The sequence below is a fragment of the Luteibacter sp. PvP120 genome (genome assembly GCF_054055715.1).
Genome location: NZ_JBSRXP010000011.1, coordinates 112,464 through 138,680, shown reverse-complemented (window position 1 = coordinate 138,680; position 26,217 = coordinate 112,464). Strand labels below are relative to the sequence as shown.

Genomic DNA, 26,217 nt, shown 5'->3' with positions numbered 1-26,217 from the left:
GCCGCGAGCGTTGCTCTCCCGGCAACGCACCTCAGTCGTCAGGGAGGTGTCGGGTGGTCATCCTCTGAGCGAGTTCGGCCGCTTGCGGCCGCTGCCCGAGCGCAGAGGGTGACCACCCGACGCCTCCTTCCCGCAGAGAAGCCGCGTACCGATACCGATGCTTCACGGCTGCGACCAACGCCGCAATCGTTCATTAATAAACTCACTGGTATAGTTACGACGTTACACACCCCCTGTTTCCAGGAAGCTTTGTGACCGCCCTCATTTCGCACCCGTCGCACACCCTTCAGCGTCACGATCAATCGCCCCAGTTCCGCGAGGGCCGCTTCACCAATCCCCGACCACGTCCGTCTATGGGCCTGTGGGAAGGGCTGAAGCTCATGTCGCTGTTCCTGCGCGGCAAGCCTGCGGGCACCGTGCCGGACCGGCCGATACCGGTGCACGCGATCGACCGCGCGATGCTGGACGCCGCGCCCGACCGCAGCCTGTATCGCCTGGGCCACTCCACCATGCTGATGAAGCTGCGTGGACGGTTCTGGCTCACCGACCCGGTGTTTTCCGAGCGGGCGTCGCCGGTCATGTGGGCCGGGCCGGCACGCTTCCACGCACCGCCGATCGGTATCGACGACCTGCCGCCTATCGCCGGCGTGATCCTCTCGCACAACCACTACGACCACCTGGACCGGGCCGCGGTGTTGAAGCTGGCCGGCAAGACCGCCCGCTTCATCGCACCTCTGGGCGTGGGCGATCAGCTGGTCAACTGGGGCATCGACGCGTCGAAGGTCGAGCAACTGGACTGGTGGCAGTCCACCGAGGTGGAGGGCCTGCGCCTGACCGCCACGCCCGCGCAGCACTTCTCCGGACGCGGGTTGCGCGACAGCGATCGCAGCCTGTGGGTGTCCTGGGTGATCCAGGATGACGACCTGCGCGTGTTCTTCAGCGGCGACAGTGGCTATTTCAAAGGCTTCAAGGCGATCGGCGATGCCTATGGCCCGTTCGATCTCACGCTGATGGAAACCGGTGCGTACGACAAACGATGGGCCTTCTTGCACATGCAGCCGGAAGAAACGCTGCAGGCGCACCTGGACCTCCGCGGCCGCTGGCTGCTGCCGATCCACAACGGCACGTTCGACCTGGCCATGCACCCCTGGGAAGAACCCTTCGAGCGCATCGTCGCCCTGGCGGCCGCCGCGCAGGTGCCGCTCACGACGCCGATGATGGGCGAACGCGTGGACATGCGCTCACCCAACGTCATGACCCCGTGGTGGCGCGCGTAGGCGATAGCGATCGCGCCAGCGCAGGCACGGGCGTTCCACCATGTCGTGCAACAGCGCACCGCCGAGCAACGTGGCGGCGGCAAAGATCGCGAAACGCAGCAGGGGATGCTCGGCCAGGCTGTCGCCCAGCAAACCCTGGGTAAGGTGGGCCATGCCCTTGTGGCTCAGGTAGAGACTGTATGACACCGCCGCCAGCCAGCGTGCGCCGGGCAGGCGCAGGCGCGCCAGGAACGTCGGCCCGCTGAAGGCGACGACGAAGCCGGCCATGGTCAGCGCAAGCAACGGGAACCCGACCACGCACGGCCAGAACTGCATGCGCGCCTCGTCGAACAGGCCAAGGCAGACGCACAGCAGCACCAACGACAACACGAGAACCCGGCCCGCGCGCCGGTGCAGCCACGCCATCCAGGCGGGGCGATGCACGGCACAGGCGGCCAGCGCCATGCCCGCCACCAGGCCATCCAGCCGCGACCACGTCGGGTAGTAGAGGTTGTGCAGGTAAACCAGCCCGGGCCGGGTATCCGTGTCCAGCGCCGGCCCCATGCGATCCGACCACAGCCACGCGCGCAGCAGTATCCCGCCCAGCACGAGCGCCACGCCGACGATCGCACCGGTGCGCAGGGACGGCCGCCGCGTCAGCAGCCAGGCCAGCCAGGGAAAGACGAGGTAGAAGTGCTCTTCCACGCATAGCGACCACACATGCGAGAAGGCGTAGTTGTCGGGATTGTCGAACAGCAGGTTGAAGGTGAAGGTGGGGAACTGCCATAGCGGCTGCATGCCGGAGGTCTCCCGCCACGCGGGCACGCAGGCGTACAGCGCCAGCACCACGAGGAACGCCGGCAGGATGCGCACGGCACGACGCAGGTAGAAGTCGCGGGCATCCAGCGTGCCCGTGGTCTTCAGCGCCGACAGTACCTGCGTGCCGATCAGGTAACCACTGAGGACGAAGAACAGGTCGACGCCCATCCAGCCCGAGGCCTCGAGTTTGCCGAAGCCGTCACCCAGGCCACCGACAAGATAACTGTGGAACAGCATCACCCACACGATGGCGATCGCGCGCAGTGTGTCGAGGCCGGGTGTGCGGTGCATGCTGGTGGTCCCCCTGGATACCGGGACTGTGCCGGAGCGAGCGGGCCGATGCACGACCGGGATATGGCAATTCGCGGGCGAGGAGACGGTCCGATGTCTCGAACGACGACTCCGCCGCCACCTTGCGGGTAGCGGCGGAGCACGTGACGCTTGCGGGGGTCAGCGGATCAGAGACAACCGACCAGGCCGTCATACACGGAGTAGCGCGAACCCGGCAGCTTCGCGTTGAGCGGGTCGTCGCCCTTCATCGCTTCGTAGAAGGCTTCCACCGGGGTGTCCTTCGCCAGCAGCAGCTTGCACTTGTACAACTTGCCACCGGTCTGCACGGCGCCGGACTTCGTGTTGACGGCGGCGCGGGTGCCGGCGAAGGTCCACAGGCACTGCTTGATGCTGCTCTTCGTGGTGTCGACCGAACAGGTGAGTTGCGTGGGCCGCAGGTTGCGGTATTCGCCTTCGCAGAAGGTATCGCCGCAGATCTTGTCGAAGCCGGCGTTGAGCGCGGCCTCGGCACCAGCGAAACGGTCGAGGCCGGCTTCGGCGGTTGGCCAGTTGGCGATGTCGACGTAGCGGTCGGTGGCGGGCGGGGTCTGCGCGAACGCCGCCAGCGGCAGGACCAGCAGGGCGGCGACGGAGGTGATTCGAAGCATCGTGGTGACTCCTTGGTTGGGGAGGTCACATGACACCGGTTTCGCCGCGGCGGGTCTGTCCCGTCGCGCCCATGCTGCAACGTAGCCGCCGGGTGCCGTCCGCTGTGGGAGCCCTCTCCCAGGCAGCGGACGGCCATGCCAACTACAGCCAGTGGCCGTAGCGGCGGATGTAGATCGTCTTCACCACCTGGGTCAACACGCAGTAGCACGCCAGCGTCAGCGCCAGCCAGGCGAAGTAGATGCCGGGCAGCGGCTGCATGCCGATGCGCGAACCGATGGCCGAGTACGGCACCAGCATGCCCACCACCATGATCAGGCCCGTCAGGGCCAGCACCGGCGCCGAGGCCACGCTCTGCAGGAACGGGATGCGCCGCGTACGGATCATGTGCACCACCAGCGTCTGCGACAGCAGGCCCTCGATGAACCAGCCCGACTGGAACAGCGACTGGTGCGCCACGTCATTCGCGCCGAAGTAGTGCCACATCAGCCAGAACGTGGTGATGTCGAACACGGAACTGACCGGGCCGATACAGACCATGAAGCGCCCGATGTCGCCGGCGTCCCACTTGCGCGGCTGGCGCAGGTATTCCTCGTCCATGCGATCGAACGGGATGGACAACTGCGACAGGTCGTACAGCAGGTTCTGCACCAGGATCTGCAACGGCAGCATGGGCAGGAACGGCAGGAACGCACTGGCCACCAGCACGCTGAACACGTTGCCGAAGTTGGAGCTGGCGGTCATCTTGATGTACTTCATGATGTTGCCGAAGGTGACGCGCCCTTCGAGCACGCCCTCTTCCAGCACCATCAGGTTCTTCTCGAGCAGGATGATGTCGGCCGACTCCTTGGCGATATCCGTGGCCGTGTCCACCGAGATACCCACGTCGGCATCGCGCAGCGCCGGCGCATCGTTGATGCCGTCGCCGAGGAAGCCCACGGTGTGACCGCGCCGCTGCAATGCCTTGACCACGCGGGCCTTCTGCACCGGCGACATCTTCGCGAACACCGTGGTGCGCTCGACCATCGCGTCGAGCGTGGCATCGTCCATCTGCTCGATGTCGCGACCGAGCACGGATTCCTGCACGTCCAGACCGACCTCGGTGCAGATCTTGCGCGTGACCGCCTCGTTGTCACCGGTGATGACCTTCACCGCGACGCCGTGGTGGTTGAGCGCGCGGATGGCGGTGGCGGCGGAATCCTTCGGCGGATCGAGGAAGGCCAGGCAACCCACGGCGGTCAGGCCGGCCTCATCGGCCACGCCGTAGGCACGATCTCCCGTCGGGTCGCGACGCATCGCCACGATCAGCACGCGCAGGCCGTCCTCATTGAGGCGGCCGGTCATGGCGCGGATCTCCGCACGCTTCTCCGGCGTGAGCGGTTCCACCACGTCGCCGATGCGCGCCTCGGTGCAGATGGTCAGCATTTCTTCGACGGCGCCCTTGCAGACCAGCAGCTGCTCGCCCTGCCCGTCCGCCACCACCACCGACATGCGGCGACGCTGGAAGTCGAAGGGAATCTCGTCGACGACGTGGAAGCGCCGCGCGACCGCCTCCATGTCGCGATGGGCCAGCACCGCCTTGTCCATCAGGTTGCGCAGGCCGGTCTGGAAACGGCTGTTGAGATAGCCGTATTCCAGGGCATCGTCGGAATCGTCGCCGTTGAGGTCCACATGGCGCTCGAGCACGATCTTGTCCAGCGTCAGCGTGCCGGTCTTGTCGGTGCACAGCACGTCCATGGCGCCGAAGTTCTGGATCGCGTTCAACCGCTTCACCACCACCTTGCGCTTCGACATGGCGATGGCGCCCTTGCCGAGGTTGGCGGTGACGATCAGTGGGAGCATCTCTGGCGTGAGGCCCACGGCCACCGACAGGCCGAACATGAAGGCGCCCAGCCAGTCGTGCTTGTCGAAGCCGTTGATCAGGAACACCACCGGCACCATCACCGCCATGAAGCGGATCAGCAGCCAGCTCACCGAGGAGATGCCACGGTCGAAGCTGGTCTGCACGCGCTCGCCCGAGAGCGTATGCGCCAGCGAGCCGAGGTAGGTGCGTGCGCCGGTGGTCATCACCACGGCCGTGGCGGTGCCCGACACGACGTTGGTGCCCATGTAGCAGATGGTGGGCAGGTCGAGCGGGCCGTTGGCATCGCCCAGGGTCAGCGTGCCGTTGGGCGCCATCTTCTCTACCGGGAGGGATTCGCCGGTGAGGATCGCCTGGCTGATGAACAGGTCCTTGGTGGCGAGCAGGCGCAGGTCCGCGGGCACCATGTCGCCGGCGCCCAGGTGCACGATGTCGCCGACCACCAGCTCTTCCACCGGCACCTCGATGCGCTCGGCGTGGCCGTCCTCGGCACGGCGGGTCACCGTGGACGTGTTGCGGACCATCGCCTTGAGACGACCGGCCGCCTGCGACGAACGGAACTCCTGGGTGAACGACAGCAGCACGCTGATGCCGACCATCACGCCGATGATGATCGGCCCGGTGAAGTCGTCGTCGGTGAACAGCTGCACCACCGCCAACACCAGCAGCACGATGATGAACGGGTTGCGGAAGGCATGCAGCAGCTGCACGGACCAGTGCGGCGGCTTCTCGTGCCCCACCTCGTTGATGCCGTCGCGATCGAGCCGCTCCGCGATGGCCTCCTCGTCCAGGCCGTCCGCCCGTGTATCGAGGGCATGCAGCAGTTCGTCGGCCGGACGGAACGCGTCCGCGGCCACCTGCTGGAAGGTCTTGGCGGCAACGGCCGCCTGGGAGGTCTGTTTCTTCATGGCTCGCTGCCTTTCCGGACGTGACGTCCGGTGGGGCGCGGGCGGCCCTCAGCTGTCAGCTGAAAGCGTGCGCGCCGGCGCGGAGCCGACGTTCGGTGTTCCGGGTGGACGTAACGGACGGCGGATGCCGCGCCGTAGTGTCTATGTCGCTGTTCATCGTTACGGGAGTTTGACGACGGCCGGTTTCCCCTGGCTTTCCTGTGCATCCAGCGGACGGGGAACGGTGATGGTGCGCTTGGCGGGAACGGTGGAAACGGCGCGGCGACGGGCGATGGCGAACGCCAGACGGCGGCCGAACATGCGGGGACCGGTCTTTTCGAGCTGCAGATTCATGGCTCAATCCTCGGGTAGCGGAAGCGCACGGCTTCCGGGCCGGGAGAGCCGGACTTTCCCTAGCGGAGGAAAGCGCCGGCCGACCGGGAACGGTCGCCGTAGGCGTTGATGTTTGCCAGCGCCGGGACCCGATGCGTGCGGGAGCCGGCGCGTCGACTAGGGTAGACGTCCATATGCCTGGGTAAGCTAAGAAGGGTGCCAGCCGGACCGGAAGCGGTTCGGTAGCGCGCGGATTGTCGCGCCGCAGCGAGGATCGGTCAAGGGGAAAGCGACGATCCGTCGGCAATGCCGGCTTCGTATTCGCGAGCCTCGCCCAGCAGCCATTCGCGGACGCGACCCACGCCGGCGTGGGTCTCCGAGCGCTTGGGGTAAACGAGGTAATACGCCTCGGCCACCCGCAGGCGTTCCTGGCACAACACGGTAAGCGCGCCGCACTCGATCAGGGAGCGCGCCATGACCAGTCGCCCAAGGGCCACGCCCATGCCTTCGAGCACGGCGCGTTGCAGGTGCTCGGTGTTGTCGAAGCGGGCCACGTAGCGTGAGGGCAAGGGCATGCCGAAGGCCTCGGCCCAGTCGTTCCAGCGGCCGGACGGATCGCCCAGCAGGGGCCAGCCGGCCAGCGAGGTGTCGGGCAGGCCGCCCATCTTGCGTACCAGCGAGGGACTGGCGATGGGCACGATGTATTCGCCGAACAACCGGTCGGCCTTCGTGCGCGGCCACGACCCGAGGCCGTAGCGGAAGGCGACGTCGATGGTCGGTTCGCGATCGAAGTCGACCAGCGAGGCGGACGATGAGAGGCTGAGTTCCAGTTCCGGGTGGGCACCGACCAGCCTGGGCAGTCGCGGCACCAGCCAGCTGGACGCCACCGAGGGAAGGACGCTCAGCGTGACGGTGTCGTGGTGCCGGCAGGCATAGCGGTTCAGGGCGTGCTCGATGCCCTCGAAATGGTGCCCGATCGCATCGAGCAGGTGGGTACCTTCCGCCGTGAGTGTCACGCCACGCGGCCCCCGATCGAATAGCGACCGACCGAGGCGCTCCTCCAGGTTGCGCACCTGGTGGCTGAGCGCGCTCACGGTCAGGTTGAGCTGTTCCGCAGCGCGCGAGAGCTTGCCCGTGCGGGCGACCAGGACAAACCCCTGAAGCTGACCGAGCGGTAGGCGGGACATGTGAATTCACCTCAAGGCGGGCTTGCAAACATATCGCTTTTTAAGCCTTGGCGGAACATACACCCTTTAGCTCACCGACAGTCGCAAGGCTTTGCGACACGCGTTCACAGGAGCACCGCCATGGCATCGATCCTCACCGGCCTCGCCTTCATGCACGGCCATATCGTCGACCGTGAGCTCGTCCTGCGCCTGGGCCGCGACGATTCGCAACGCTATCGCGGTGCCGCGATGCCTGCGCCTGCCCCACCCATCCGCCGGGGCAAGGCCGTCCCTTCGCCGGGCCGCACCGTGAGCCCGTCGGACCCCGCCTGCACCACCTGCTGACCCACACGCCGTCTGGACCTGGCATCGGCCATCCTGCGTCTTTCGCCCTCATCGGAGACACGCATGATGCATCGTCGACTGGGACGCTCGTCCCTGCAGGTCGCACCGCTGGCGTTCGGCGGCAACGTGTTCGGCTGGAGCGCGGACGCATCCCGCTCGTTCGCGTTGCTGGATGCCTTCGTCGATCACGGCCTCAACCTGATCGACACGGCCGACGTCTATTCGCGCTGGGTGGAAGGTAACGAGGGCGGCGAGTCCGAGGCCATCATCGGGCGCTGGCTGAAACAGTCCGGCAAGCGCGACCGGGTGCTGATCGCTACCAAGGTGGCCAAGTGGGATCGGTACCCGGGCCTGTCGCCGACGAACATCAGGGAGGCCGTGGAGGATTCCCTCCGTCGCCTGCAGACCGACCATATCGACCTCTACCAGGCCCACGAGGACGATCCCAAGGTGCCGCTGGAAGAGACACTGCGCGCGTTCGACGACCTGGTGCAGGCGGGCAAGGTGCGCGTCATTGGCGCATCCAATTTCGAGGCCACGCGGCTGGACGACGCACTGAAGACCAGCCGGTCCGCCGGCCTCGCGCGTTACGAGTCGCTGCAACCGGAATACAACCTGATGGATCGCGCGGGCTTCGAGAAGGAGCTGCAGCCGCTGTGCGTGAGGGAGGACGTGGGCGTGATCAGTTACTACTCGCTGGCCAGCGGCTTCCTCAGCGGCAAGTACCGCAGCGAAGCCGACCTGGCCAAGAGCAAGGCGCGCGGCGGCAAGGTCAAGGCGTGTCTCACCGACCGCGGCTACCGTGTGCTGGCGGCGCTGGACCAGACGGCGGAGGCACACGGCGCCACGCCGGCCCAGGTGGCCCTGGCGTGGGTGATGGCGCAGCCGGCCATCGCCGCGGCCATCGCCAGCGCCACCACGGTCGAACAGTTGGGCGAGCTGGCCAGAGCAGCGACCCTACAGCTGACGACGGACGACCTGAGCCGACTGGATAGCGCCAGCGGCGAGTGACGCCCGCCGCGGCTGGCATCGGTCGCGACCGTCGTCGGCGCCATGCCTAAGGCGTAAGACACATCGTGCAGGACTTGCCCTGCATGATGTGTCGGCCAACTCCGGCAGTCGTGTGGGCGCTGGGCGGGAAATATGTGAGGTGTCGGGCAGCCAGCCCGACGTCCTTTCCCCTCACAGGAGTTACCCATGTCCACGACCGGACGCCCGCTCATCCTCGCCTCGCTCGCGGCGCTTGCCGCCACGCTGACCCTGCCCGCGCAGGCCGCGCCCTTCGGCGAAAGTACGACCGGACTGCGCTGCCACTACCGCCTGGCTTCCGATCCCCACGGCACCGCGACCGCTTTCGCCAGGGCGGATGTGCCGCTGCGTGGCTACTGGCGCAGCTCCAGCGTCCTGCCCTCGCGAAGCCTGTTCTTCACCGACACTAGCCCGGCCAAGGCCCGACAGGCCTGCGAGTCCAAGGTCGCCACGATCAAGGGCGCCAGCGGACTGGTCGCGGTAGGCGCCGCCGATAGCGACCGCAGCTACAACTACGAGATCTGGTACAACGGCGACCTGGCGCCTGGCAAGCCGGTCGAGCGTATCGTCTCCTTCGGCGACAGCCTGAGCGACACGGGTAACATGCACAACGCCTCGCAATGGCAGCTGCCGGGCTCGTCGTGGTTCCTGGGCCGTTTCAGCAATGGCCCGACCTGGATCGAGCATCTCGCCTCGCGCACCGGCCTGACCCTCAACAACTGGGCGATCGGCGGCGCGCAGACGCGCGACGCGCACCTGGGCCTGATCCACGGCGTGGACAAGCAGATCGATGGTTTCTTCAACTACATGGGGCATGCCAAGGGCTACGATCCGTCGCGCACGCTGTTCACCTTCCTCGCCAGCGGCAACGACTTCGTCAACGACACCAAGACCGCGCCGCAGATCGTCGCCCAGCAGGAGGCGTCGCTCAAGAAACTCATCGACAAGGGCGCGCGCAAGATCCTCATCGTGAACCTGCCGGACGTCTCGGTGGCCCCCGTGTTCAAGTACCGCGCGGCCGATGTACACACCGTTGTCGGCAAGGTCGAACACTATAACCACCAGGTCAGGCTCATTGCCGAGCGCCTTTCGGCCACGACCGGTGCCGAGATCCGCGTGGTCAACGCGCGGGCGGCGTTCGATGAAATCATCCGCCAGCCGAAGCGCTTCGGTTTCGTCAACACCACCGATTCCTGCCTGCAGATCGACAATGCCAGCTCGCTGAACTACGTGAAGAAGCAGAAGCTGCGTGCCGGCTGCGATCCATCCGCCTACGTGTTCTGGGACACCCTGCATCCAACCACTCGCACACATGCGTTGATGGCTGGTTGGGCGATCGAGGCGACGCCGGCATCCTGGGGTCTGCGGCGTTGAACGAACCAGATATTCCCGGCCATAGCGTCGGGAATATCTGAAAGCGCAGTACGGCGATACGGGCGTGCGATCCGACTACCCATGTTTCTGGGACATGATGCATCCGCCACCTCGGACGCATGAACTCATCTCACGGTGGGTACGGAACGACACTTCCTACGAAGGGGGCTTGCGCTAACGGGAAGGGGCCGCGTGTGCGGCCCCTTTCTCATTCACAATCCGCCTGCCCGTGGTCGGGGCTTCAGCGCGACGCGTTCAGCACGTCCAGGGCCGCATTGAACGTCGGGCTGGGACGCATGGCCGCACTGACCCGCGCCATGTCGGGATGGTAATAGCCCCCGATCTCGACGGGCTTGCCCTGCGCACCGTTCAGCTCGGCGACGATCGTCGCCTCATTGTCCGCCAGCGTCTTCGCCACCACGGCGAATTTCGCCCTCAGGTCGGCATCGTCCTGTTGCGCGGCAAGTGCTTCGGCCCAGTACATCGCCAGGTAGAAATGGCTGCCGCGGTTGTCGATCTCGCCGACCTTGCGCGCCGGCGACTTGTTGCTGTCCAGGAAACGGCCGGTAGCCTGGTCCAGCGTTTTCGCCAGCACGCGGGCATGCGCGTTGTCGTAGCGTTCGCCGAGGTGCTCGAGCGATGCGGCCAGCGCGAGAAACTCGCCCAGCGAATCCCAGCGCAGGTAGCCCTCTTCGACGAACTGCTGCACGTGCTTGGGGGCGGAGCCACCGGCACCGGTCTCGAACAGTCCGCCGCCGGCCATCAGCGGCACGATGGAGAGCATCTTCGCCGACGTGCCCAGTTCCATGATGGGAAAGAGATCGGTGAGGTAGTCGCGCAGCACGTTGCCGGTGACCGAGATGGTGTCCTTGCCCTGGCGGATGCGCTCCAGCGACAGCCGCGTCGCGGCGACCGGGTCGAGCACACGGATATCCAAGCCGGCGGTGTCGTGGTCCTTGAGGTAGTGCTCCACCTTGGCGATCACCTGGGCATCGTGCGCACGCTGGCGATCGAGCCAGAACACGGCGGGCGTGTCCGACAGGCGCGCGCGTTGCACCGCAAGCTTCACCCAATCCTGGATCGGTGCATCCTTGGTCTGGCACATGCGCCAGATATCGCCCTGCTCCACCGTGTGTTCGAACACCACGGCACCGTCGTCGGCGACGACACGTACCGTGCCGTCCGCCGGGATCTGGAAGGTCTTGTCGTGCGAGCCGTATTCCTCGGCCTTCTGCGCCATCAGGCCGACGTTGGGCACGCTACCCATGGTGGCCGGATCGAACGCGCCGTGGGCGATGCAATCCTCGATGACAGCCTGGTACACACCGGCGTACGAGCGATCGGGGATGACTGCCTTGGCGTCCTGCAGCTTGCCTTCGGCGTTCCACATGCCACCGGAGTCGCGGATCATCGCCGGCATCGACGCATCGACGATCACGTCGCTGGGCACGTGCAGGTTGGTGATGCCCTTGTCGGAGTTGACCATGGCCAGCGCGGGACGCTGCGCGTATTCGGCGGTAAGGTCGGCCTCGACGGCAGCACGCGTGGCGTCGTCGAGCTTGCCCAGGCGCGCGTACAGGTCGCCGATGCCGTTGTTGGCGTCGAAACCGATCCGCTTCAGGGCGTCCGCATGCCGGGAAAGCGTGTCCTTGTAGAACTCGCGTACCGCAATGCCGAACATGATCGGGTCGGAGACCTTCATCATGGTGGCCTTGAGGTGCAGCGAGAACAGCACGCCCTGCGCCTTCGCATCGGCCAGCTGGGCGTCGATGAACGAGGCCAGCGCCTTGCGGCTCATGACGGCGGCGTCGACGATCTCGCCGGCCTTCACCGCCACCTTGTCCTTCAGCACGGTCGTGCCACCATCCTTGCCGGTGAACTCGATGCGCAGGCTGCCTGCCGCGGCCATCGTTGCCGAGGCTTCGCTGCCGTAGAAGTCGCCGCCATCCATGTGCGACACGTGCGACTTCGATTCCGCCGACCACTTGCCCATGCGGTGCGGATGCTTGCGTGCGTAGTTCTTCACCGAAAGCGGTGCGCGGCGATCCGAGTTGCCCTCGCGCAGCACCGGATTCACCGCACTGCCCATGGCCTTGCCGTAGCGAGCGTTGCTGTCCTTGTCCGCGTCGCTGGCAGGCGCATCCACGTAGTCGGGGATGGCATAGCCCTGCGACTGCAACTCGCGGATGGCGGCCTTCATCTGCGGCACGGAGGCGCTGATGTTGGGCAGCTTGATGATGTTGGCTTCCGGCCGGGTGGCCAGCTCACCCAGTTCGGCCAGGTGGTCGCCGATCTTCCGGGACTCGGTGAGGCGATCCGGGAACTGCGCCAGGATGCGCCCGGCCAGCGAGATGTCGCGGGTCTCCACGGCGACGCCCGCCGTGCCGGCGAACGCCTCGATGATGGGCAGGAAGGAGGCGGTGGCCAGGAACGGCGCTTCGTCGGTGAGCGTATAGATGATCTTGGGCGTGCTGGACATGATTCGGCGAGCCTTATGCTTGAGTGGGCCAGGTCATGGGGCTGGCCGGCGCAGGCCGCAAGGGGCGCACCGGCGGGCAGGAACCCGCCCATTGTCGCCCGATTGCCCCCCGAGGGGTAGGAGCGCACGATGTGCGCTAAAACCAACAGGGCGGCGACGCGGTACCCCCGCATCGCGGCAAACCCCATCGCGCACATCGTGCGCTCCTACACAGCGTCGTTTGCAGTTTGCGCCGTGATGGTCACCGTTACGCGGGTTTGTTCAGGCGCAGGGCGCGTTTTTCGGCACGACGGGCCTTGCGCGTCTTCCAGCGTTCGGACAGGCAGGCGAAGATCACATAGAGCGCCGGCGTGGACAGCAGGGTGAGGCTCTGCGAGATCAGCAGGCCGCCGATCATCGCGATACCCAGGGGGCGGCGCAGCTCGGAACCCTCGCCGAGGCCGATCGCCAGTGGCAGCGCCGCCAGGATGGCCACCATGGTGGTCATCATGATCGGCCGGAAGCGCACCAGGCAGGCCTCTCGGATCGCTTCCTTCGAGGTGAGGTGATGCTCGCGCTCGGCCACCAGCGCGAAGTCGATCATCATGATCGCGTTCTTCTTGACGATACCGATAAGCAGCACCAGCGCGATCATCGCCACTACCGACAACTCGGTATCGGTGATGACCAGCGCCGCCAGCGCGCCCACGCCGGCGGCCGGCAGGGTCGAGATGATGGTCACGGGATGGATCAGGCTCTCGTACAGCATGCCCATCAGCAGGTAGACCACGACGATGGCGGCAAGGATCAATAGCGGCATGTCGCTCTGCGACTGCTGGAAGCGACGGAAGTCGCTGCCCGCATCCAGGCGGATGTCACCGGGCATGCGCATGCCGTCGATGGTCTTCTGGATGATGACCATGGCCTCGCCCATGCTCACGTTGGGAGCGAGGTTGAAGCTGACGCCCATGCTCGTGTACTGGTCTTCGTGCACGATCTGGCTGGGCGCCAGGCCAGGCTCCTGGCGTGCCACCGCGGACATGGGCACCATGGCGCCGCTGTCGGAGCGCACGTAGATCTGGTTGAGCGATTCCGGCGTGGCAGCCATCTGCGGCAGCGCGTTGACGATGACGCGGTACTGGTTGATGTCCGAATAGATGGTGGACACCGCACGCTGACCGAAGGCGTTATACAAGGCGCCGTCGATGTTGCCGATGGACACGCCCAGACGTGCGGCCGTATCACGGTCGATCACCATGTTCTGGCGCAGGCCCTGCGCATCGATATCGCTGCCGACATCGGTCAGCATCTTGTTCTTCTTCAGCGCGTCCACGAGCTTCGGCAGCCACGTCTGCAGTTCGACGATGTCGTTGCCCTTGAGCGACACCGAATACTGGCCACCCTGCGACGAGCCGCCGCCACCGCCCGTGGGCAGGTCCTGGATGGGACGCAGGCGCAGGTTGAGGTCGGGGTACTTGTTGGCCGCCGCCGAAAGGCGATCCAGCACGTCGAACGTGGTGCCCTTGCGCCCTTCCGCCACCGTCTTCAGTTCGATGTTGAACTGCCCGGTGGAGCCGGTGCGGCTGGTACCCAGGCGCGAGCCGACAGCCTTCACCGCCGGATCGGCCAGCAGCATGTCGGTGAGCCGGGTCTGGCGCGCCTGCATCTCGTCGAACGACACCGTGGAACTGGACGTGGCGCGCGCGCCGATCAGGCCAGTGTCCTGCGGGGGGAAGAAACCGGCCTTGATCATGCCGAACAGCACGATGGTGATGCCGACCAGCACCAGCGGCGTGAGCGCCATCAACAGGGCATGGCGCAGGGTCCAGTCGAGTGCGCGGCGATAGACGCCGACCATGCGCTCGTGCATGCGCTCGAGCGCGCGACCGAACTTCGACTCCGGCTCGTCGTTGGCGTGCGCGGTAAGGAAATGCGCGCACAATGAAGGTGTCAGGGTCAGCGAGATCACCGCCGAGACCAGGATGGCCGCCACCAGGGTGACCGTGAACTCCTTGAAGAACATGCCGATGACGCCCGGTGCGAGCAGCAGCGGAATGAACACCGCCACCAGCGAACCGGTGATCGACACGATGGTGAAACCGATTTCGCGCGCACCCAGCAAGGCCGCCTCGAACCGCGGGATGCCCTCGTCCATGTGGCGGATGACGTTCTCGATCACCACGATCGCGTCATCGACCACGAAGCCGATGGCGATCACCAGCGCCAGCAGCGTCAGGTTGTTCAGGGTGTAACCGAAGGCGTACATGACTGTGAACGCACCGGCCAGCGACAGCGGCACCGTCAGGCCGGCGATCACCGTGGGGGCGAGGCGGCGCAGGAACAGCGCCATCGTCATGATGACCATCGCCAGGCTGATCAGCAGCGTGGCCTGCACCTCGTGCAGCGACGCGCGAATGGTCGGGGTACCGTCGAAGAACGAATGCAGCTGCACACCGGCCGGCAGCCAGGTCTGCATGGTGGGAATCTGCGCCTTGATCCGGTCCACCGTATCGATGACGTTGGCATCCGACTTGCGGTACACGTACATCAGGATGCCGGGCTTGCCGTTGAACCAGGCCGCCTGGAACGCGTCCTGCTGGCCGTCGTACACCTTGGCCACGTCGGACAGGCGGATCGGCACGCTGTTGTTCACGCCGATGATCAATTTGGCGAATTCGTCGGCGGTATGCAGCGAATCCGTGGCCGTCACCGCCATGGTCGTCTTGCCGTCGGAGAGGAACCCCTGCGGCGAGGTGACGTTGGCGGCGGTGAGCGCATTGCGCAACTGATCCGGCGACAGGCCCATCGCGTTCAGTGCGCGCAGGTTGACGTCGACGCGGATGGCCGGCGTCGCGCTGCCAGCGATGTCCACCGAGGCAATGCCCTCCTGCTGGCGCAGCCGCTGCGCGAGGATGGAGTCGGCCACGTTGTACAGCGCCGTGGGCGCCACCGTGTCGGAGGTGAGCGCCAGCACGATCACCGGATCGTCGTTCGGGTTGGCCTTCTCGTAGGACGGGGCGTTGAGCAGGCCGGTGGGCAGGTCGGGCTGGGCCGCGTTGATCGCCGACTGCACGTCGCGCGCCGCCGCGTCGATGTTGGTGCCGTTCTGGAAGAACAGCAGGACGAAGGCACTGCCCTCCGAGCTGTTCGACCGCATGGACTCGACGCCGGGCACCTGGCCCAGATGGCGCTCCAGCGGGGCGGCCACCGTGGAGGCCATGGTGCTGGCGTCCGCGCCCGATTGCTGCGCCTGCACGAAGATGGCCGGGAACTGGATGGCCGGCAACGCCGCCACGCCGAGCAGCGAGTAGCAGATGACGCCGATCACGAAGATGCCGATGGCCAGCAGCGACGTGCCGATCGGACGGCGAATGAACGGACCGGAGATATTCATGTCGGAAAACGCTGCATCGTGCTCGGATCGGCGCGGAATGATTCCGTCCTAACGCACCATCCGGAAAAAGGTTTCGCCGGACGGGGTGCCGTCCGGCGAAAAGGGGTGGTTCCAGGCAGGCCTGCGACTGGCGTCATCGCCCGGTGGGCCGGGGCAGTGCCGCCTCGTGGGCCAGGGCGCGCTGCCGTTTGCGTTCCGCCAGCCAGTCGGAGAACCGCTCCATGTAGAGGTAGATCACCGGCGTGGTGTACAGCGTGACCAGCTGCGACAGCAGCAGGCCGCCCACGATGGAGACACCCAGCGGCTTGCGCAGCTCCGAACCGATACCGTTGCCCAGCGCGAGCGGCAACGCACCCAGCAAGGCCGCGGCGGTGGTCATCATGATCGGGCGGAAGCGCAGCAGGCATGCGCGGCGGATGGCGTCGTGCGCATTCAGGCCGGTGCGCTTCGCCTCGATGGCGAAGTCGATCATCATGATCGCGTTCTTCTTCACGATGCCGATCAGCAGCACGATGCCCACGATGCCGTCGACCGACAGGGTCATGCCGCACAGGATCAGCGCAAGCAGGGCGCCCACGCCCGCGGGCGGCAGGGTGGAAATGATCGTCAGCGGATGGATGTAGCTCTCGTAGAGCACGCCCAGCACGATGTAGATCACGATGATGGATGCCAGCAGCAGAAGCACTTCGTCGCCGACCGAGGAAGAGAATTCCGCCGCCTTGCCGATGAACTGACCGCGCACCTGCGGCGGGAAGTTGAGTTGCTTCTCCACCTCGTGGATCGCTTCCACGGCCGAGGACAGCGACTCACCCGGCGCGAGGTTGAACGACACGGTGACCGCCGGCAGCTGCTGCAGGTGGGTGACCACCAGCGGCGCCGTAGTGACGACGGCGCTGGCCAGCGCGGCGATGGGAATGTTGCCGCCGCCACCGACCTGGAAGCCGACGTTGCCGCTGTTGCCGATGCCCGACGGCGTGGCCGAGTTGCTCGACGCCAGCTGGCCGAAGCTGGTGGCGTTGGAGCCGGTCAGCGCACCGTTGCCGTTGCCGCGCACCGTCAGCTTGTTGAGCAGGTCGGCACTGTTGCGGAACTCCGGCGCCACTTCCAGCACCACGCGGTACTGGTTGAGCTGGGTGAAGATGGTCGATATCTGCCGCTGCCCGTAGGCGTCGTAGAGCGTGTCGTCGATGGTCTGCACCGGCACGCCCAGACGGCTGGCACTATCACGGTCGATGGTCAGCTTCAGCGCGGTGCCCTGGTCGGCCAGGTTGTTGTCGACGTCGGCCAGTTCCTTGCGCTTGCGCAACGCGGACGTCATCTGCTGCGCGTACCCGGCCAGTTCGGTCGAGTTCACGTCGGACAGCGAGTACTGGTATTCGGTGGCGGACACCTGGGTATCCAGCGTCACGTCCTGCACGGGCTTGAGGTAGAGCGCCACGCCAGCGATGTTGGCGACGGCCTTCTGCAGCCGCGGCAGCACGGTGTCGAGGTCGTCGCGATCGCCGCGATCCTTGAGCACCAGCGACAGCTGACCCTGGTTGAGCGTGGGGTTGATCGAGCCGGCGCCGATGAAGGCGGCGACACCGGCCACCGCCGGGTCCTTCGCCAACGCATCGGCGACGGCCTTGGTACGGTCTTCCATCTGCGGGAAGGCCACGTTCTGGTCGGCCTGCACCACCGCCGTGATCATGCCGGTGTCCTGCTCGGGCAGCAGGCCCTTCGGGATCACGATGTAGAGCACGACCGTGAGCGCCACGGTGAGCGCCGCGACGATCATCGTCAGCGGGCGATGGTCGAGTACCCAGTCCAGGCTGCGACCGTAGCCGTCGACCAGCCGCGACCATGCCGTGTGCTTGCCGGACGCCGTGGCGTGCTCGTGGGCATCCTCCGCTTCCGGCAGCTGGTCGGCCTTGAGCAGGTACGCGCACATCATCGGCGTGAGCGTCAGCGAGATCAGCATCGAGATGATGACGGCGATGGTCAGCACCCAGGCGAACTCGTGGAAGAGGCGCCCGGTAACGCCCGGCATCAGCAGCAGCGGCAGGAATACGGCCACCAGCGAGACGGTCAGCGACAGCACCGTGAAGCCGATTTCCTTCGCGCCCACCTCGGCCGCGGTCTTGGCGTCCTGGCCCTGCTCGATGTAGCGGACGATGTTCTCGATCATCACGATGGCATCGTCGACCACGAAGCCGGTGGCCACCGCCAGCGCCATCAGCGAGAGGTTGTCCAGCGACATGCCGGCGAACGCCATGACGCCGAAGGTACCCATCAGCGACAGCGGCACCGCGACCGACGGGATCACCGTGGCCCACAGGCGGCGCAGGAAGACGAAGATCACCGCCACCACCAGGCAGATGGTGAGGATCAGCGTGAACTGGACGTCCTCCACCGACGCACGGATGGTGATGGTGCGATCGGAGAAGATCTTCAGGTGCACATCCGCCGGCAGCACCTTCTGCAGGTCGGGAATGGTCTGCCGGATCTGCTGCACCGTCTGCACGATGTTCGCACCGGGCTGGCGCCGGATATCCAGCAGCACCGCCGGCTTGCCGTTGGCCCAGGCGGCCAGCTGGTCGTTTTCCACGCCGTCGATTACGTTGGCCACGTCGGACAGGCGCACGGGCGCGCCGTTCTTGTAGCTGATGATCGTGCCCTTGTATTCCGCGGCATCGGACAGCTGGTCGTTGGTGCCGATGCTGTAGGACTGGGTCTTGCCGTTGAGCGTGCCCTTGGGTGCGTTGACGTTGGCCTGCGTGAGCGAGCTGCGCACGTCCTCCATGGTCAGGCCGAGGTTGGCCAGCTGCGCGGGATTGACCTGGATGCGCACGGCGGGGCGCACGTTGCCGGCGATCGAAACCAGGCCCACGCCCTGCACCTGCGCGAGCTTCTGGGCGATGATCGAATCGGCGTAGTTGTTCACGTCACGCAGCGGCAGGCTGTCGGAGGTGAGCATCAGGGTCATGATCGGCGCGTCGGCCGGGTTCACGCGGTTGTAGACGGGCGGGTAAGGCAGGTTGTTCGGCAGCGTGCCGCGCGCCTGGTTGATCGCCGCCTGCACGTCCTGCGCGGCGATGTCGATGTCCCGGTCCATGTTGAACTGCAGGACGATCGTGGACAGGCCCGCCGAGGAATCCGAACTCATCGAGCCCAGGCCGGAGATCTGGCCGAAGTTGCGCTCCAGGGGCGTGGTGACCAGGGCCGCCATGGTGGATGCGCTGGCACCGGGGTACTGCGTGGTGACGACCAGGCTGGGGGCATCGATTTCCGGCAGCGCCGACACCGGCAACTGGCGGTAGCCGAGGATGCCGAGCAACAGCACCGCCACCATCAGCAGCGAGGTCGCGATCGGTCGGCGAATGAAGAGTGTCGAAAAACCCACGGGTAAGTCCTGGTGTCGGGACCTTGCGGTCCGGTGGCGGCGCGCCCGTCATGAGCGCGCCACGCCTTGTCAGCGGCGACCGCCGCCCTGGCGACCCTGCTGACCGGTCTTGGCCTTCTGCAGCTCGTCCGCCGTGGGCGCGGCGGGCACCTGGCCCGGGGCGAGCGGCTGCACCTTGGAGCCGGGCTTGAGGCGGAACTGGCCCTCGGTGACGATCTTGTCGCCCAGCTTCACGCCCTTGCTCAGCAGCACGTGGCTGTCGCCCACCTCGCTGGCGGTTTCCACCGCCTGCATCTTGACCGTGTTGTCGCCCTGCACGAGGTAGACATAGTCGCCGTCCGGCCCGCGCTGCACCGCCTGCGACGGCACCACCAGGCCGTCCTTCACCGTGCGCACCTTCAGCTGCACGTTGACGAACTGGCCCGGCCACAGCTGGGTCTTGTCGTTGTCGAACAGCGAGCGCAGGCGGAAGGTGCCCGTGGTGGTATCGATGGTGTTGTCGATGACGTCCAGATGACCGGTGGCGATGGGGTGGGCATCGACGCGATCCAGCGCGGAGACCTCCAGCTGCGACAGGCCCTCGCCACCGACGGAGCTGCGCACCATGTCGAGGTTTTTCTCGGGCAGGTAGAACATCACGTAGATGGGGTGCAGCTCGGTCAGGGTGACGATGGCGTCCGTGGTAGCCACGATGTTGCCCGCATCCACCGAGCGGATGCCCGCCAGGCCGTCGATCGGCGCGATGACCTTGGTGAAGCCCAATTGCACCTGGGCGGCACGAATGGCGGCCTGGTCGGCGTTGGCCGTGGCCGCGGCCTGGTCGAGGCTGTTCTTGAGGTTGTCCAGGTCCTGCTTGGACACGTATTGCTGGCCGCCCTTGCTGACGAGGTTCTGCGAGCGGTCGAGGTTGTTCTTCGCCGTGGCCGCGAGCGCCTGGTCCTGCTTGAGTCTCGCCACCGCCTGGTCGTAGTTCGACTGGATGGTGCGCGGGTCGATCTCGGCGATCACGTCGCCCTTCTTCACTTCCTGGCCTTCCTGGAAGTTCAGCTTCATCAGCTGGCCGCCGACCTGCGGGCGCACGGTCACCGTGTTGCGCGCCTGCACGGTGCCCAGCGCGGTCAGGTAGACCGGGACATCCTGGCTGACCACGGGAACGACCGTGACCGGCACCGGCGGCTGGTCCTTGCCCTGCCCCTCGCCGTTGGCCTGCGCACTGGCGGTGGCCGAGGAATCGGCTCCCTTGGCCCGGTGGTGGCGAGCGACGAAGAAGCCCGCGATCAGCACGACGACGACGACGGCCAGCGCGATTTTCCAGAAACGCGACATGAAACACTCCCAGGTGGATAGCCGGACGACGGGTCGTTGCCGTCCGTTCGCGCGAAGATAAGGTTCGACGACGACAATATAGGGTTACGGGAACGGCATTGAACAATGCCGGTTGACAGGGGTACAGCATGACTGACGGCACGGTTTGCCCCTTGGGGGCGTGGCCGCCGGCCCGCGGAAGGGCGTATCCGGGACCGCTGACACGTGCGGAGGTTCCGTTATACTCGCCCGGTTAGCGCCGCAACGCGGCTTGCAGGCACGCCGGAGCCCGGGGAGGGGGACGGCACACCCAAATCCAGTGGAGTGAATGCGTGAGCGGTTCTCCAAGCAAGTCCGACCAGAACTTCATGCGTCAGTTTTCGCTGCTGACGGCCGGCCTGAGCGTCCTGGCCCTCGTCCTGATGGTGGTGGCCTACATCATCTATAGCCACATCCCCAAGGACCAGGACCCGGCGGTCGCCAAGCGCACCGAAGCACGCATCGCGCCCGTCGGGGCGGTCTACGCGGGTGACACCGGCCGCGCCGCCATGCAGGCCGCGCAGGATGCCGCCGCCAAGGCCGCCGCGGCCCAGGTGGCCTACGGTGGCAGCACCGACGGCAAGACCATCTACGACAACCTCTGCCACAGCTGCCACACCGCCGGTGTGGCCGGTGCGCCGAAGCTGGGTGACAAGGCCGCCTGGTCGGCCCGCCTTGCCGAAGGCATCGCCACGCTGACCAAGCACGCGATCGAGGGCTACACCGGCCCCGATGGCAACCACATGCCCGCCAAGGGCGGCAATCCGTCGCTGACGGACGAGCAGGTCACCAACACCGTCAAGTGGATGGCCGACCAGGCCAAGTAAGGCCATCCACCACCGGGGATCCCGCCGTGCGCTCGGCTACCCAGTGCGCCGCAAAAGCCCGCAACTGCGGGAAGAACCTCTCGAAGGTGGCCTTCAGCACCTCGTCCTCGGCCAGCAGCAGCGGCATGGCCTCGGCCAGGGGGTTGGCCCGCGACAGCCGTTGCGAGATACCGCGCAGCGCCTTGCCGATGGCGGCGGCATCCCGGTAACCCGCCGGCAGGTCATTGGCGTCCATGTACCCCAGGAAGCGCTTCAGGGCGTCGGGCAGCAGGGGCCCGGCATCATGGAGTTCCCTGCGCAGCCCCCTGGCGTATCGATCCAGCGGCTGGTCGGACCAGCGGTCGAAATCGCGCGCCAGGCAGTGGTCGAACCACATGTCCAGCAGGATGCCCGCATAGCGCCGGAACGGCGGCGGCATGCGCTCACGGGCGGCGCGCACCTCGGCGTGTGAGTCGGTGAAGCTGTCGATGGCCCGGTGCAGGTAGATGCCCTGCCGCACACCCGGCGGCAGGTGGTCGCCCGGCGTGCCGTGCACGAAGTCGCCCATGGCGCCGCCCAGGCGCAACGCGGTGTCGTTACCCGCCAGCAGCGCGTGCGCAAGCACGTTCACGAGCCCAACCCACCGCGTCGTGAACGGCCACCGGTTATCATGGAGGGCATGAGCGCACTTCTACCTACAGCGCCGGAGCATTTTCCGGACGAGACCCTGAGCTTCGCGCTGGCCGGCCCCGCAGGCAAGCTCGAATGCGAAGCCAAGCCGAGCGACGCCGAACATCGTCGCCAAGCCGTTGCCGTCATCTGCCACCCGCTGTCCACCGACGGGGGCAGCATGCACAACAAGGTGGTGACCATGATCGAACGGTCGCTGCGCGAGTCGGGCGTGGACACGGTGATCTTCAATTTCCGCAGCGTAGGCGCCTCCGAGGGCCCGTTCGACAACGGCATCGGCGAGAGCGACGACCTCGCGGCGGTCGTTGCCTGGGCGCATCGGGCCCGCCCGGGCGCCACGCTGTGGCTGGCCGGGTTCTCCTTCGGCAGCTATGTCACCCTGCGCAATGCCGCACGTCTGGACGCCGGTGCGCTTATCAGCATCGCCCCGCCGGCCGCCGGTCGTGGCTGGGATTTCTCCGAGCTGGAGCTCCCCTCCTGCCCGTGGCTGGTGGTGATGGGCGACGCCGACGAGATCGTCGAGCCCCAGGCCGTCTACGACTGGATCGACGGCCTTCCCGAAGCCCGTCGGCCACATCTGGTGAGGATGGAAGAAACCAGTCACTTCTTCCATCGCCGGCTGATGGATCTGCGCGGCGCGATCAAGAACGCGGTGAAGGACTGGCCGCCGAGGCCGGACGCCGCATGACCTGCACGGCATTGACACCCGGCGAGCGCTACCGGGACGGCATCGCGGGCCATCGCTGGGAATCGGACCCCGCCCAGTTGCCCGTCATCGCCCAGTTCGACCGCCTGCATGCCGCACTGTGCGCGCCGGCGCCCGTCACGGGGGGCGGTCTGTTCGGCCGCCTGCGCAACATGCTGGCCAGCGAACCGCGCCAGGCGGTGTCGGGACTGTACCTGTGGGGCAGCGTGGGCCGTGGCAAGACCTTCCTGATGGACCTGTTCGTCTCCAGCCTCGCGCCCGGCCTGGCGCTTCGCCGCCATTTCCACCGTTTCATGCTGGAAGTGCACGGCATGCTGCGCGACCTGGGCGAGCGCCAGAACCCGCTGGACGAAGTGGCCGAACAGATCGCGCTGAAATGCCGCGTGCTCTGCCTCGACGAGTTCCTCGTCTCCGACATCGGCGACGCGATGATCCTCGCAGGCCTGCTCGACGGCCTGTTCGCGCGCGGCGTCGCGCTGGTCACCACCTCCAACACGCCGCCCCCAGGCCTGTACCGCGACGGCCTGCAGCGTGCCCGCTTCCTGCCCGCCATCGCGGCGATCGAGGCACATTGCGTCGTGCACGAGATGGTCTCGCCGCGCGACTGGCGCCTGCGCGCGCTCAGCCAGGCCTCGGTGTACCTGGTGCCCCCGGGCGTCGAGGCCGAGCTTTCCCAGGCGCGGATCTTTTCCACGCAGGCGCAGGGCGACACGGTGGAAGGGGGCGACATCACCATCAACGGGCGCGACATTCCCGTGCGCAAGCGCGCCGACACCATCGTCTGGTTCGATTTTGCCGCCCTGTGCGAGGGCCCGCGCGCCGTCGCCGATTACATCGAACTGGCGAAGACGTATCCCACGGTCATCCTGTCCGGCGTGCCGCAGTTCACCGTGTTCACCGAGAACGAGGCCAAGCGTTTCGTGCTGCTGGTCGACGAGTTCTACGACCGCCACGTCAAGCTGGTGATCTCGGCCGCTGCGCCGATCACCGAGATCTACGATGGCGCGAAGCTGCGTGCGGAATTCGGGCGTACCGAGTCACGGCTGATCGAGATGCAGAGCGAGGACTACCTTGGGCGTGACCATAAGCCCTGATACGCCGTGGACAGCGACGGCTGGAAGGCCGCATGCTTGCAGCTTCATGCTTTACGGGCGGGCATCCCGCGCCACCTGACGAGGAACGCCATGGACCATTGCGAACTGATTCCGGGTCGCGGCATTCGCCGCGGCGACACCGATATTTTCTTCGGCATGCCACGCAAGAAGCTCCGCGAGGCCCTCGGCTGGAAGGCCGGCGGCGAGTCCCTCTGGGACGACGAGGACGAATACACCGATACCGGCGGCACGGAATGGGTCCGCCTGCGTTTCCTCGACGACAAGCTGTGCGACATCGAGGTCATCGGCGGCACGCTCACCCATGAGGGCATCACGCTTTTCCCCTCCGACATGCCTACGCTGCGCGCCGCCCTGAAGGACGCACACATGGACCTGGAGAAGACCGAATGGCTTTCCGAGGGCCACGATTGCGTCGACCTGCACATCGTCGTCGCCTCGAAGAACGACGTGGGCGACGTGGGCGACGAAATCGAGTGGGTCATCACCAGCAGCGATTTCCGCACCGAATGATCCACCGCACCCGTCTCGCCAGGCACGCCCGCACCGTAGCGGGCGTTTTGCTTGCCGTGCTGCTCACGGCCTGCGCCGGGGCACCGACCGTCGCACCGCAACGCAGTGCGCTCGCGCACTGGACGCCTTCGCCGAACTTCAACGCGCGCAAGGCGCAGCTCATCGTCCTGCACCACACGTCCATCGGCGATGCCGGTGCGGCGTTGCGTGTGCTGCGCACCCGCAACAGCGAGGGTCCGGTCAGCGCCCACTACCTGGTGGAGATGGACGGGCGCATCGACCAGCTCGTCGACGAGAGCCAGCGTGCCTGGCATGCCGGCGCGGCCCACTGGGCCGACATGACGGACATCAACTCGTCATCCATCGGCATCGAGATCGACAACGATGGCGTGTCGGCTTTCACGCCCGCCCAGATCCAGGCGTTGATCGCCCTGCTGGGCGACGTCACGTCGCGGCTGGGTATCCCGCGGCAGGCCGTGGTCGGTCACGGCGATATCGCGCCGGGCCGCAAGAACGATCCCAGCGCCCTCTTCCCATGGGCGACGCTGGCGCGCTACGGCTTCGGCCTGTGGCCCGATGCCACGCTCGTGCCCGCACCCACCGGCTTCGACAGCCTCGCCGCCATCCGGCTCGTGGGCTACGACGTGTCCAATCCCCGCAACGCCATCATCGCCTTCCACCGCCACTACCGCGGCATGGAATCGCCCACGCTGGATGCCACCGACGCGGCCATCCTCTACTCGTTGCAACGCAAGCTGATGGCGCCGCGTCAGTAGGCGAAGTCTGCAAACGCGGCGATGGTCCGCTCGACGCCTTCGTCGTCGATGTCCCGATGGGTCACCAGCCGGACCGACGGCAGGTAGCCAATGCTCAGGCGTATACCCGCCTGGGCCATGTGCGCGGCGAGATCCTTCAGCCGATCCGCCGGAACGTCGACGAACACCATGTTGGTATGGCAACCCGTGACGACAAGACCGTCGACGGCGCGCAGCCCGGCGGCCAGACGACCGGCACGCGCGTGATCCTCCGCCAGGCGCTCCACATGGTGATCCAGCGCATACATGGCCGCCGCAGCCAGCATGCCGGCCTGGCGCCAGCCGCCGCCTGCCACCTTGCGCCAGCGCCTGGCGCGTTCGATCAACGCCGTGTCGCCGAGCAGCACGGAGCCCACCGGCGCCCCCAGCCCCTTGGACAGGCAGACGGACACGCTGTCGAAGCCCGCCGTGACCTCACGGGCGGGCCGGCCGTAGGCAATGGCAGCGTTGTAGAGGCGTGCACCGTCGAGGTGCAGGCCGAGATGTCGGCGAGTCGCCAGCTCACGCGCCTGCGCCAGGTAATCGAAGGGGAGCACGCGGCCATGCCAGGTGTTTTCCAGTGCAAGCAGCCGCGAGCGGGCGAAGTGCGGATCGACCGGCTTGATCGCGGCCTCGACCCGGTCCAATGGCAGCGTGCCGTCGGCGGCCTGGGGAATGGGCTGGGGCTGGATCGATCCCAGCACCGCCGCGCCGCCGCCTTCGAAGCGATACGTATGGGCGTCCGCGCCGACGATGTATTCATCGCCGCGCTCGCAGTGGCTCATCAGCGCGAGCAGGTTGCTCTGCGTGCCGGTCGGCACGAACAGCGCGGCGGCAAACCCCAGTTCGCCGGCGAGGCGTTCCTGCAGCGCATTCACCGTCGGGTCCTCGCCATAGACGTCGTCACCGACCGGTGCGCGCCACATGGCCTCACGCATGGCCTCGGAGGGCTGGGTGACGGTATCGCTACGCAGGTCGACGGTTTTCATGAGCGCGGCACGCAAGGACATAT

The 26,217-nt window shown here is 66.6% G+C and carries 20 protein-coding genes; 9 read left to right on the top strand and 11 right to left on the bottom strand.

Annotated elements, in window-relative coordinates:
- The first annotated feature begins 251 nt into the window (after window positions 1-251).
- Window positions 252-1,277, top strand: a complete 1,026-nt coding sequence (locus ACVKN3_RS18005; protein WP_354517014.1) for an MBL fold metallo-hydrolase — start codon at window positions 252-254, stop codon at window positions 1,275-1,277.
- On the opposite strand, the gene ACVKN3_RS18000 is transcribed toward ACVKN3_RS18005, so the two are convergent.
- The 5 genes from ACVKN3_RS18000 to ACVKN3_RS17980 all read right to left on the bottom strand — a co-directional run bounded on the left by ACVKN3_RS18000 (window position 1,242) and on the right by ACVKN3_RS17980 (window position 7,279).
- Window positions 1,242-2,366, bottom strand: a complete 1,125-nt coding sequence (locus ACVKN3_RS18000) for an acyltransferase family protein (protein WP_354517012.1) — start codon at window positions 2,364-2,366, stop codon at window positions 1,242-1,244. The two genes, ACVKN3_RS18005 and ACVKN3_RS18000, sit on opposite strands and share 36 nt — an antisense overlap.
- A gap of 167 nt (window positions 2,367-2,533) precedes the next feature.
- On the bottom strand, window positions 2,534-3,013 hold the full coding sequence (locus ACVKN3_RS17995) for a hypothetical protein (protein WP_354517010.1): 480 nt from the start codon (window positions 3,011-3,013) through the stop codon (window positions 2,534-2,536).
- Window positions 3,014-3,155: 142 nt separating this feature from the next.
- Window positions 3,156-5,780 carry a magnesium-translocating P-type ATPase gene (mgtA, locus tag ACVKN3_RS17990; RefSeq protein WP_354517008.1) on the bottom strand — a complete coding sequence of 875 codons (2,625 nt, stop codon included), beginning with the start codon at window positions 5,778-5,780 and terminating at the stop codon, window positions 3,156-3,158.
- Window positions 5,781-5,939: 159 nt separating this feature from the next.
- Entirely contained in the window at window positions 5,940-6,113 is a 174-nt protein-coding gene (locus ACVKN3_RS17985; RefSeq protein WP_354517006.1) for a hypothetical protein, read from the bottom strand.
- Between the two features lie 257 nt (window positions 6,114-6,370).
- Window positions 6,371-7,279 carry a LysR substrate-binding domain-containing protein gene (locus tag ACVKN3_RS17980; RefSeq protein ID WP_036139231.1) on the bottom strand — a complete coding sequence of 303 codons (909 nt, stop codon included), beginning with the start codon at window positions 7,277-7,279 and terminating at the stop codon, window positions 6,371-6,373.
- A 120-nt stretch (window positions 7,280-7,399) separates the two neighbouring features.
- Here ACVKN3_RS17980 and ACVKN3_RS17975 point away from each other — a divergent pair, with 120 nt between their 5' ends.
- The 3 genes from ACVKN3_RS17975 to ACVKN3_RS17965 all read left to right on the top strand — a co-directional run bounded on the left by ACVKN3_RS17975 (window position 7,400) and on the right by ACVKN3_RS17965 (window position 10,006).
- Window positions 7,400-7,603, top strand: coding sequence for a hypothetical protein (locus tag ACVKN3_RS17975; protein ID WP_285402733.1), 204 nt, complete (start codon window positions 7,400-7,402; stop codon window positions 7,601-7,603).
- Window positions 7,604-7,666: 63 nt separating this feature from the next.
- A complete protein-coding gene (locus ACVKN3_RS17970; protein ID WP_354517003.1) occupies window positions 7,667-8,614 on the top strand; it encodes an aldo/keto reductase in 948 nt (315 codons plus the stop codon).
- A gap of 186 nt (window positions 8,615-8,800) precedes the next feature.
- Complete coding sequence (locus ACVKN3_RS17965) at window positions 8,801-10,006, top strand: SGNH/GDSL hydrolase family protein (protein ID WP_285402729.1); 1,206 nt, start codon at window positions 8,801-8,803, stop codon at window positions 10,004-10,006.
- 241 nt (window positions 10,007-10,247) lie between these two features.
- Here the strand turns inward: ACVKN3_RS17965 and ACVKN3_RS17960 are convergent, their stop codons facing one another.
- The 4 genes from ACVKN3_RS17960 to ACVKN3_RS17945 form a co-directional block, all read right to left on the bottom strand.
- Window positions 10,248-12,485, bottom strand: coding sequence for an NADP-dependent isocitrate dehydrogenase (locus ACVKN3_RS17960; protein WP_354517002.1), 2,238 nt, complete (start codon window positions 12,483-12,485; stop codon window positions 10,248-10,250).
- A 247-nt stretch (window positions 12,486-12,732) separates the two neighbouring features.
- Window positions 12,733-15,858 carry an efflux RND transporter permease subunit gene (locus ACVKN3_RS17955; RefSeq protein WP_285402725.1) on the bottom strand — a complete coding sequence of 1,042 codons (3,126 nt, stop codon included), beginning with the start codon at window positions 15,856-15,858 and terminating at the stop codon, window positions 12,733-12,735.
- A gap of 133 nt (window positions 15,859-15,991) precedes the next feature.
- Window positions 15,992-19,240 (bottom strand): efflux RND transporter permease subunit, encoded by a 3,249-nt coding sequence (locus ACVKN3_RS17950; protein ID WP_285402723.1) that lies wholly within the window; start codon window positions 19,238-19,240, stop codon window positions 15,992-15,994.
- A 69-nt stretch (window positions 19,241-19,309) separates the two neighbouring features.
- Window positions 19,310-20,566 carry an efflux RND transporter periplasmic adaptor subunit gene (locus ACVKN3_RS17945; RefSeq protein WP_354516999.1) on the bottom strand — a complete coding sequence of 419 codons (1,257 nt, stop codon included), beginning with the start codon at window positions 20,564-20,566 and terminating at the stop codon, window positions 19,310-19,312.
- A 347-nt stretch (window positions 20,567-20,913) separates the two neighbouring features.
- Here ACVKN3_RS17945 and ACVKN3_RS17940 point away from each other — a divergent pair, with 347 nt between their 5' ends.
- A complete protein-coding gene (locus ACVKN3_RS17940; protein ID WP_285403079.1) occupies window positions 20,914-21,411 on the top strand; it encodes a c-type cytochrome in 498 nt (165 codons plus the stop codon).
- On the opposite strand, the gene ACVKN3_RS17935 is transcribed toward ACVKN3_RS17940, so the two are convergent.
- A complete protein-coding gene (locus ACVKN3_RS17935; protein WP_285402719.1) occupies window positions 21,383-22,021 on the bottom strand; it encodes an acyl carrier protein phosphodiesterase in 639 nt (212 codons plus the stop codon). The two genes, ACVKN3_RS17940 and ACVKN3_RS17935, sit on opposite strands and share 29 nt — an antisense overlap.
- Before the next feature lie 48 nt (window positions 22,022-22,069).
- Here ACVKN3_RS17935 and ACVKN3_RS17930 point away from each other — a divergent pair, with 48 nt between their 5' ends.
- From ACVKN3_RS17930 to ACVKN3_RS17915, 4 genes are all read left to right on the top strand, one after another.
- Window positions 22,070-22,768 (top strand): alpha/beta hydrolase, encoded by a 699-nt coding sequence (locus ACVKN3_RS17930; RefSeq protein ID WP_354516997.1) that lies wholly within the window; start codon window positions 22,070-22,072, stop codon window positions 22,766-22,768.
- Window positions 22,765-23,880, top strand: coding sequence for a cell division protein ZapE (gene zapE / locus ACVKN3_RS17925; protein WP_354516995.1), 1,116 nt, complete (start codon window positions 22,765-22,767; stop codon window positions 23,878-23,880). Before ACVKN3_RS17930 ends, zapE begins: the two co-directional genes overlap by 4 nt.
- Window positions 23,881-23,970: 90 nt before the next feature.
- Window positions 23,971-24,411, top strand: coding sequence for a hypothetical protein (locus tag ACVKN3_RS17920; RefSeq protein WP_285402713.1), 441 nt, complete (start codon window positions 23,971-23,973; stop codon window positions 24,409-24,411).
- Window positions 24,408-25,187: an N-acetylmuramoyl-L-alanine amidase gene (locus ACVKN3_RS17915; protein WP_285402711.1), complete on the top strand. Its 780-nt coding sequence runs from the start codon at window positions 24,408-24,410 to the stop codon at window positions 25,185-25,187. Before ACVKN3_RS17920 ends, ACVKN3_RS17915 begins: the two co-directional genes overlap by 4 nt.
- Here ACVKN3_RS17915 and ltaE read toward each other — a convergent pair.
- Window positions 25,181-26,194 (bottom strand): low-specificity L-threonine aldolase, encoded by a 1,014-nt coding sequence (ltaE, locus tag ACVKN3_RS17910; RefSeq protein WP_354516992.1) that lies wholly within the window; start codon window positions 26,192-26,194, stop codon window positions 25,181-25,183. The genes ACVKN3_RS17915 and ltaE overlap by 7 nt on opposite strands.
- Window positions 26,195-26,217 lie beyond the last annotated feature (23 nt).